The organism is Phyllobacterium sp. P5_D12 (genome assembly GCF_054049495.1).
Map to the genome: position 1 here is coordinate 1 of NZ_JBFUMG010000175.1, position 8,564 is coordinate 8,564.

General features: G+C 57.5%; 9 protein-coding genes and 1 pseudogene. 3 read left to right on the forward strand and 7 right to left on the reverse strand.

Annotated features, from left to right (window positions below; all coding sequences use genetic code 11):
* The 4 genes from ACXJ5O_RS13245 to ACXJ5O_RS13260 all read right to left on the reverse strand — a co-directional run.
* The coding region (locus ACXJ5O_RS13245; protein WP_457300295.1) for a biotin/lipoyl-containing protein at positions 1-509 on the reverse strand (509 nt) is incomplete at its 3' end.
* 4 nt (positions 510-513) lie between these two features.
* Positions 514-1,527, reverse strand: a complete 1,014-nt coding sequence (locus ACXJ5O_RS13250) for an alpha-ketoacid dehydrogenase subunit beta (protein ID WP_114429978.1) — start codon at positions 1,525-1,527, stop codon at positions 514-516.
* A 3-nt stretch (positions 1,528-1,530) separates the two neighbouring features.
* Entirely contained in the window at positions 1,531-2,781 is a 1,251-nt protein-coding gene (locus tag ACXJ5O_RS13255; protein ID WP_457300296.1) for a thiamine pyrophosphate-dependent enzyme, read from the reverse strand.
* Positions 2,782-3,060: 279 nt separating this feature from the next.
* A complete protein-coding gene (locus tag ACXJ5O_RS13260) occupies positions 3,061-4,203 on the reverse strand; it encodes a DUF2336 domain-containing protein (RefSeq protein WP_457300297.1) in 1,143 nt (380 codons plus the stop codon).
* A 161-nt stretch (positions 4,204-4,364) separates the two neighbouring features.
* Here ACXJ5O_RS13260 and ACXJ5O_RS13265 point away from each other — a divergent pair, with 161 nt between their 5' ends.
* Both ACXJ5O_RS13265 and ACXJ5O_RS13270 read left to right on the forward strand, forming a co-directional pair.
* A complete protein-coding gene (locus ACXJ5O_RS13265; RefSeq protein ID WP_112531335.1) occupies positions 4,365-4,820 on the forward strand; it encodes a MaoC family dehydratase in 456 nt (151 codons plus the stop codon).
* Entirely contained in the window at positions 4,820-5,686 is an 867-nt protein-coding gene (locus ACXJ5O_RS13270; protein ID WP_457300301.1) for an HpcH/HpaI aldolase/citrate lyase family protein, read from the forward strand. The genes ACXJ5O_RS13265 and ACXJ5O_RS13270 overlap by 1 nt, the downstream gene beginning before the upstream one ends.
* On the opposite strand, the gene ACXJ5O_RS13275 is transcribed toward ACXJ5O_RS13270, so the two are convergent.
* Together ACXJ5O_RS13275 and ACXJ5O_RS13280 are read right to left on the reverse strand one after the other, a co-directional pair.
* Entirely contained in the window at positions 5,675-6,289 is a 615-nt protein-coding gene (locus ACXJ5O_RS13275; RefSeq protein WP_457300298.1) for a flavin reductase family protein, read from the reverse strand. The genes ACXJ5O_RS13270 and ACXJ5O_RS13275 overlap by 12 nt on opposite strands.
* An 8-nt stretch (positions 6,290-6,297) precedes the next feature.
* Positions 6,298-6,891, reverse strand: a complete 594-nt coding sequence (locus ACXJ5O_RS13280; RefSeq protein WP_457300299.1) for a nitroreductase family protein — start codon at positions 6,889-6,891, stop codon at positions 6,298-6,300.
* 134 nt (positions 6,892-7,025) lie between these two features.
* Between ACXJ5O_RS13280 and ACXJ5O_RS13285 the strand changes: the two genes are divergently transcribed.
* Positions 7,026-8,054 carry a hypothetical protein gene (locus ACXJ5O_RS13285; RefSeq protein ID WP_457300300.1) on the forward strand — a complete coding sequence of 343 codons (1,029 nt, stop codon included), beginning with the start codon at positions 7,026-7,028 and terminating at the stop codon, positions 8,052-8,054.
* A gap of 6 nt (positions 8,055-8,060) precedes the next feature.
* On the opposite strand, the pseudogene ACXJ5O_RS13290 reads toward ACXJ5O_RS13285, so the two are convergent.
* Positions 8,061-8,564 (reverse strand): annotated as a pseudogene (locus tag ACXJ5O_RS13290) (glycerol acyltransferase); the annotation flags it as partial.

The following is an 8,564-nucleotide window of genomic DNA, read 5'->3' on the forward strand; positions in this document are numbered from 1 at the left end:
GTGCCACTGACCTGGCGAAGGTCAACGCCGGCCTCCTTTGCCCGCAACCGAACGGCTGGAGACGCAAGCGGCTTCTCGCCTTCATCGCGCGGCGCGTTGGCGCTAAAAGGACTTGTTACAACCGAAGTTTTTTGCACAACCCGAGGCGTTATTGGCTTTGGTTTTTCGGCTGGAGCTTTCGGCGCTTCGGCCGTTTTCTCCGCTTCTGGTGCCGGCGCCTCGGTCTTCACCGGTTTGGCTGGCGCGGCCTCGACCACGTGGCCTTCACCTTCAATTTTCAGGCGAACCAGCGGCGACCCAATGGCAAGGACCTGACCAATCTCGCCGCCAAGCCAGATGATTTCGCCGTCCACGGGCGACGGAATCTCGACCGTAGCCTTGTCGGTCATCACAGCGGCAAGGACCGTGTCCTCGCGCACCAGATCGCCAATTTTCACATTCCATTCAACGAGTTCGGCTTCCGCAACGCCTTCACCGACGTCCGGCAGCTTGATGATATACTCACCCATAGCGCTATCCCTCCAGCGTTTCGACAAGCGCGCGTCCAAGACGCAACGGTCCCGGGAAATAATCCCATTCCTGCGCGTGCGGATAAGGCGTATCCCATCCGGTCACCCGCGCGACCGGCGCTTCGAGCTTGTAGAAACAATGTTCCTGGACCAATGCCGCAAGTTCCGCGCCGAAACCCGAGGTCAAAGTTGCTTCGTGCACGACGACGCAGCGGCCAGTCTTCGAAACGGATTCGATGATGGTTTCGAGATCGAGTGGCAAAAGCGTGCGAAGATCGATGATTTCCGCGTCTATGCCGTGTTCCTCGGCAGCGGCTTCGGCCACGTAAACCATTGTACCATAAGCGAGAATTGTCAGCTTTGAACCTTCACGGCGCTTGATCGCCTTGCCAAGCGGTACCGTATAGTGACCGTCCGGAACCTCGCCGAGGTCGTGCTTCGACCAAGGCGTTACCGGTCGATCGTAGTGACCGTCGAATGGCCCGTTATAGAGGCGCTTGGGTTCGAGGAAGATCACCGGGTCGGGATCTTCGATCGCCGAAATCAGCAAGCCCTTGGCGTCATGCGGATTGGAAGGAACAACCACTTTCAGCCCGGAAACGTGCGTAAACAGCGCTTCAGGGCTCTGACTGTGGGTCTGACCACCAAAAATACCACCGCCAACCGGCATCCGCACAACGATCGGGCAGGTAAAGTCGCCATTGGACCTGTACCGCAGGCGTGCCGCCTCCGAAACGATCTGGTCATAGGCCGGATAGACATAATCGGCGAACTGGATCTCGATGCAGGGCTTCAGGCCATACGCGGCCATGCCGATCGCCGCGCCGACAATGCCCGCTTCACTGATCGGCGCATCGAAGCAACGTGTTTTGCCGTATTTTGCCTGCAGGCCCTGGGTACAGCGGAACACACCACCGAAAAAGCCCACATCTTCACCGAACACGACAACATTGTCGTCGCGTTCCATCATGATATCCATCGCGTCGCGAATGGCTTCAATCATAGTTTTACGCGGCATCTATCAGACTCCTGCCTGCTGGCGCTGGCGACGCAGATGCGGTGGCATTTCCTCGTAGACACCCTCGAACATGTCGCGGGCGGATGGCTTACCTCCCGCATGCAATGTGCCGAAGCTTTCCGCTTCTTTTTGCGCAGCAACGACAGTGTCGAGAATTTCCGCCTCCGTCTGCTTGTGACGATCATCGGACCAGACATTGCGCCCGATCAGATGGTTCTTCAGCCGGATGATAGGGTCACCCAGGGGCCAGGCATCGGATTCTGTTTTGGGCCGATATGCCGATGGATCATCGGAGGTGGAATGCGCGCCGGCGCGGTAGGTAACATACTCGATCAACGTGGGCCCGAGATTGCGCCGGGCACGCTCGATGGCCCATTTTGCCACCGCAAAAACCGCCAGATAGTCGTTACCGTCAACACGCAGCGCCGGAATGCCAAATCCGAGACCACGCGCCGCAAATGTGCCCGAGCCGCCCCGTGCGATGCCCTGAAAAGTAGAAATCGCCCACTGGTTGTTGACGATGTTCAGCACGATCGGCGCTTTGTAGGTCGATGCGAACACCAGCGATGCATGAAAATCGGATTCGGCCGTGGACCCGTCGCCAATCCATCCAGCCGCAATCTTGGTGTCGTGCTTGATGGCCGATGCCATCGCCCAGCCCACTGCCTGGATATATTGCGTCGCCAGATTACCGGAGATTGAAAAGAAGCCGTGTTCCTTCGACGAATACATGATCGGCAGCTGACGGCCTTTAAGTGGATCGCGCTCGTTGGAGTAGATCTGGYACATCATCTCGACCATCGGATAGTCATCCGCAATCAAAAGGCCCGCCTGCCGGTAGGTCGGGAAATTCATGTCACCGGGCGCAAGCGCCTTCCGGAAGGCGCAGCTGACGGCTTCTTCACCAAGATGCTGCATATAGAACGAGGTTTTGCCTTGCCGCTGGGCGATCTGCATCCTTGCGTCGAAGGCGCGCAGCGTCATCATATGGCGCAGTCCCTCGATCAATTGATCGTCGGTCAACAGACCCGCCCAAGGGCCGACGGCTTCACCGTCGCGGTTTAAAACCCGAATGATCGAGAAGGCCAGATCGCGTATGTCCTCGGGATTGGCGTCGACTTCCGGACGCCGTATCGCGCCAGCCTCATCGAGCTCCACATTGGAAAAATCTGGCGCACCGCCGGGCCGCACCGCCGGTTCGGGCACGTGCAGGCTAAGCGGACCAAATTCACCAAGGGGACCATCGTCGGACATAATACAGACCTCCCAATCACGCGTATCGTGCCGTACACTATCATGAAAAATCACGAGGGTAGCATTGGCTTTTCCAAGGAATTCCGGACGGTTACCGCGCTTTTCTGATGAGATATTCCGTATAACACCCTGAACTTATTGAAAGTTCCGGCGAATATTTTATGGGCGGGCGAAATCGAGCCCGGCAAAAAAGCAATTTTTCGCTACTTCACCGGCAGCGCGCGCATTTATGCGATCAAAGCCTGAATGGATTTTGTAATGAAATGTTCGCGAAAACGCTTACGCTGCAGCAATTGCCATTGCATGATCGCGCGCATCTTCCCGAATTGCCTCGAGATAGATCCTCTTGAGCAGCGACAGCATGTCGTCATTGGCAGCGGCAGGAACAGCACCACCGGTCGCCGGCGCGACGTGCTCGATCATTCTGCGCGCGATTTCCTGGGCACCGATAGACAGTTTGCCATTGGCAACGCCGTGCCAACTGTTGAGCGCCACTCGCAGCGGCTGATGCGTACTTGCAGGAAGGCCGGCAGCGCTGAACAATGCACACAGTGCCGTGGCTCGGCCATCGATCAAAAGGCTTCGCACGCGCGGCAGACTATAGCCCGAGAGCATAACAAGGATCGCACCGAAGAAATCGATCTTTCCGCACGCAACGATCCGGATGACGAATGCAGTCGTGAGGTCACCGCGTAGCTGCAGGTGCTCGATCAGTGCCGGATATTCCTCGACAGAGGTCTCGGCCACAAGGCTGATCGATGCCTTGACGCAAGCTTCCTGCGTAACGCGCCTGGCCCGGCGCTCGCCCATCAATGCCACGACAATGTCCATCTGGCACAGCGCTTCGGCAATGCAGATTGCCAAGGCATGGCGGCAGTCGGCAGGCAATCGCTCATCTTCGACCAGGAGCGCGCGAATTTCAGCTACATGACCCAGGCGCTCGATCAAGCGGCGAAAGCTGATGTGAGCTATCTGCGCTTGGGTGTTGGCCAGAAGCTCCAGCACAGCAATGGTCTCGCCGATCTCAATAATTGCAGCGCTGACCGCAATTGATACCTTGGGCCTCGCCGCTATGACTTTCTGTGCGTCGCCGCTTCCGCCCGCAACACAATCGATCAGATCGGCGTCGCTGAGAAGCACGGATCGCGCCAGCATATAGGTGGCGATCTCTATCTGATCGCGGGCAAGACCGGCAACGATGTGGATCGGGGCGTGAGCGCTTGTGGAGAACACATCGGCAAGAGCCAATCGCACTTTTGGCGAAGGATCGTCCAGGAGCAGCGTCAATACGGTCTCTGTGGCACAACGTTCGTCGAAATCGAGGTCGGAATGCAGGTAGATATGGGCCAACGCAGCCGCTGCGTGGCAACGCTGAGCAACCGAAACATTATCGATCATTTTCAGATAGTGCTGTACCGACATTTACCTTGCGCCCYACAGTCTTTGTTAAATTAGACTTTAGTGGCAAAAGGTTTACGAACGGTTCACCATGTCGATTAACCATAACAAGGCGGCAGCACGCGCATGTTGCGATCTTGGCAAAGCCGACCTAGACTCCTGCAAAAGAGGAGACGCGCGACATCATGGCAGGGCTATATCTGGAAGACTTTGAAATCGGACATGTGTTCCAGCACGCGCTGCGCAAGACTGTCACCGAGAGCGACAACATGCTGTTTTCGGTCATGACCCTCAATCCGCAGCCGCTGCATATCGATTTCGAATATGCGAGCAAGACAGAATGGGGGAAGCCGCTGGTGAATTCCCTGTTCACGCTCGGCCTGATGATTGGCATTTCGGTCAATGACACAACTGTTGGCACGACGATTGCCAATCTTGGCATGACCGACGTGACGTTCCCTGCCCCGCTGTTTCATGGCGATACCGTGCGGGTCGAAACACAGGTGATCTCGGCGCGGAAATCCAAATCAAAACCGGATCGTGGCATCGTCGAATTCGAGCACCGGGCTTTCAATCAATTCGGTGTACTTGTCGCGAAATGCACGCGGCAAGCCATGATGAAATCGAAGGCCGCCGCCTGATGCGCTCGCTCTTGTTCGTCCCGGGCGATTCGGAAAGGAAGCTGGAGAAGGGCCTGACCAGCGGGGCCGACGTGCTGTTGATCGACCTTGAGGATTCGGTGAGCGTAGAGCGCAAGGAAGCGGCAAGAACAATAGCCGCCGAGTTCCTCGCTGCAAGCCAAGGCAGGCCCTCGCCGCGCCTGTTCGTTCGCATCAATGACCTCGCCAGTGGGCTGGCCGATGACGACCTAGCCGCCGTCATGCCATCCCTGCCTCACGGTATACTCCTGCCAAAATCCAACAGCGGCAAGGATGTGACGCGGCTCTCGGCCAAACTCAACGTTCACGAAGCGCGTGCAGGCGTCGAGGAAGGATCGACACAGATAATCGCCATCATCACCGAAACTGCGATCGGGACACTCTCGGCGGCAAGTTATCCTGGCGCATCAACACGTCTGATCGGCTTGAGCTGGGGGGCTGAAGACCTGTCTGCGGCAATCGGCGCTCGCACCGCCCGCGACGAGTCCGGGCGTTATACGGATATCTTCCGGCTGGCTCGGGCAGTGACGATCCTCGGCGCATCAGCGGCAGATGTTGCCTCGATTGACACAGTCTATATCAACTACCGCGATGATGAGGGGCTTGCGCGTGAGTGCACTGAGGCTGAACGCGACGGGTTCACCGCCAAGCTTGCCATTCATCCGGCGCAGGTACCGATCATCAATCACGCGTTTACACCGCCGCCGGAGTCGGTGGCGCATGCCCGAAGGATAATTGACGCGTTTGCCGCTGATCCGGCTGCAGGTGTGATCGGTATCGACGRCGAGATGGTCGACCGTCCGCATCTGCGACGGGCGGAGCGGCTTATCGCTCGTTCAGCTCGCTGATTCATCCCACTTTGGGCGAAACATCTGGAACGTCTGCGAAACTGAAGCGAAATCCATATAGCCGAGGCGCGAAACCGGCTGGGCTTTCGTCATGTCCACGAGGCCTGCCGTCAGGATTTCCTCGCTGATGTGCACGCCAACCACTTCGCCGATGACCATGATCGAAGCCACCGGGTTACCGTGGCGATCTTTCGGATTGCGGATTTCAGTCACGACGCATTCCAGCGTCGAAAAGGCTTCAGCCACACGCGGCGCATTGATCATCGTGCAGTCGACCGGCGTCAGCCCGGAGTACTCGAACTCGCTCACGCCCCGGGGGGCATTCACCGACGTTGCGTTCATGGCAACGGAAAGGTTTGCGCTGACCAGATTGGCGGCGAACTCACCCGTCTCTTCGATAAAGGAGACGCTGTCCTTGTGGCCTTCGGAACAAAACATGATGAGACAGGGCTTGGTGCTGATCATGTTGAAAAAGGAGTATGGCGCGAGATTGACCTTGCCTTCCTTCGAGCGGCTGGAAATCCATCCGATCGGTCTCGGGGCAACTATAGCCTTCAACGGATCATGCGGCAGGCCGTGGCCATCCTCGTATTTGTAGAACATCTAGGGTCCTAGCCTTCCCACGGGCCCGAATATTCCGACAGTATATCCTTGATCTCGGGTCGCGGACGTTCCGGAACTTTCTGGGCGCAAGTACCTATATGGACGAAGCCGGTTACGCGCTCATGCGGCGCCAGCCCAAGCAGTGCGCGGCCCTTTTCATCGGATGCGTACCAGTTGCTGATCCAGTTGGTGGCATAGCCAAGCGCGTTGGCCGCAAGAGAAAGCTTCATCGCCGCGGCGCCGGAAGACAGGAACTGCTCCCATTCCGGAATATGATGCTCGACCGGCGAGAAAACCACGCCAATCACCAATGGTGCGCGGGCGAAGCGCTTGAGTTCCTGCTCGCGGCGCTGCTCGGTGAGCGGACCTTCGCGCTCTTCAGCAAGATCGGCAAGATATTTACCGATCTGAACGCGCGCTTCTCCCCGGTACAGGATAAAGCGCCAGGGGGTCAGCCGGCCATGATCKGGCACCCGTGAGGCGATACGAATCATGGTCTGGATTTCGTCATCCGAAGGCGCCGGAAGACCAATGGCCGAGATAGGCGTCGAACTGCGGGTTGACAGGAATTCTATGATCGAATTGGGAGCGGATGTATCCATGTTCTAAAACGGCAGTCCTGATTTAAGTCGTATATTTGTTTGCGCGGACAATGTGGTGGTTTCATCCGTCAAGTAAAGGTAGCACGCTAAGAAAAAGCCTTGAAATTGCCATCGGCTTCGGATCAAACCGTTTCATGGGTGTATTCCAGTTTATTTCAACGGGCGGCAAGTCCCTAAAATGTGCGCTGCTGCTTGTAACAATGGCGTTCACCGGCATCTCCGGCGCATCCGCGCAGGCGCTTGCGCCCGATTTCCCTGATGTCCCGGCGCTCGATATTCCCAACATCCCCAATCTTAAAGGGTATGCCAATCCGAAGGCTCCCGAGAACAACCCGTTTGCCAACGAACCGGAACTCGTGCTGTCAGCCAAACTTTCCGACAAGGGCCAGGCAATTCCGCGGGGTCTCGTCTGGCGTGTATTCTCGCCGGAGCCGAGCGGCGACGGCAAACTGGCATTGCYGGCGACTGCCAAGGGCGGAACGACGTCGTTCAACCTTGCTCCCGGCAGCTATCTGGTACACGTGGCTTTCGGCCGTGCAGGCGCGACGAAGCGCATTACCATGACCCGCGCCAAGCGTACGGAAACGATGATCCTCGATGCCGGCGGCGTAAAACTCAACGCGACCCTTTCAGGCGGCGGGCGCATACCGCCAGATCAGCTGCGGTTTTCCATCTATGAAGATCATGCCGACCAGAGCGGTGAACGTGCGCTGATCATCCCCGACGTCAAACCCGATAGCGTGGTGCGCCTCAATACCGGCACCTACCAGATCGTCTCCAACTACGGCACCGCGAACGCGGTGATCCGCTCGGATATCCGTGTCGAGGCCGGCAAAATCACGGAAGCCAACGTGGAACACCGCGCCGCATTGCTGACGATGAAGCTCGTGCGCGAGGCTGGCGGCGAGGCGCTGGCCGATACTGCCTGGTCCGTCCTGACGACATCCGGCGACATCGTGCGGGAAAGCGTCGGCGCCTTTGCTTCGATCGTCCTGGCGGAAGGCGAGTATGTCATCATCGCCAAGAACAAGGACCGCATCTACCAGCGTGATTACAAGGTCGTCGCCGGCCGCAATCAGGATGTTGAAGTGATCGCATCCGAAGCTGCAAGCTCACCAGCAACGACGAACCAACCGGCCGAGGGCGAAGAGCCGCTCGATTGATCGCTATCAAGAAGTCTTGGGCTGCAGCGAGAAAACCGCATTGTAAAGATATTCGAGCATTAGCTTGCGGTCTTCCATCGGCTTCAATTCGTCCCATCCGATAACCCGGCCAATCCGCACATTGATTGCCTTACCGGACAATCTGCGAAATTCGCGTATCAGCAGCGAAATGCGCAAAGTCATCGAAACTTTGCTCGCGAGGTGGAAGAATCGCCCGTTCTGTCCGCCGAAATAGACCGGGATCACCGAGGCCTTGGCTTGCTGCACGAGCTTTGCCGGAAAAATCTTCCAGGGCAAATCCTCTGCCCTGCCAAAGCCCTTGGGCGCTGTCGCAACCCCACCGGCCGGAAAGACGACGATCGTCACGCCCTGCTTCAAAAGCCGCACGGCCTCGTGACGGGTCGCCATATTCATCGTCATGGCTTCCTTCGTTTCGTCGAAACAGACAGGAAGCGCATAGGGGCGAATTTCCGGCACCTTCATCAGATCATTGTTGATGAGAACGCGGAA

Excerpts from the sequence above, each read along its gene's own strand:
- ACXJ5O_RS13250 (WP_114429978.1), bottom strand. The coding sequence starts at position 1,527 with ATGCCGCGTAAAACTATGATTGAAGCCATTCGCGACGCGATGGATATC.
- ACXJ5O_RS13260 (WP_457300297.1), bottom strand. The coding sequence starts at position 4,203 with ATGTCGGTACAGCACTATCTGAAAATGATCGATAATGTTTCGGTTGCT.
- ACXJ5O_RS13265 (WP_112531335.1), top strand. The coding sequence starts at position 4,365 with ATGGCAGGGCTATATCTGGAAGACTTTGAAATCGGACATGTGTTCCAG.
- ACXJ5O_RS13275 (WP_457300298.1), bottom strand. The coding sequence starts at position 6,289 with ATGTTCTACAAATACGAGGATGGCCACGGCCTGCCGCATGATCCGTTG.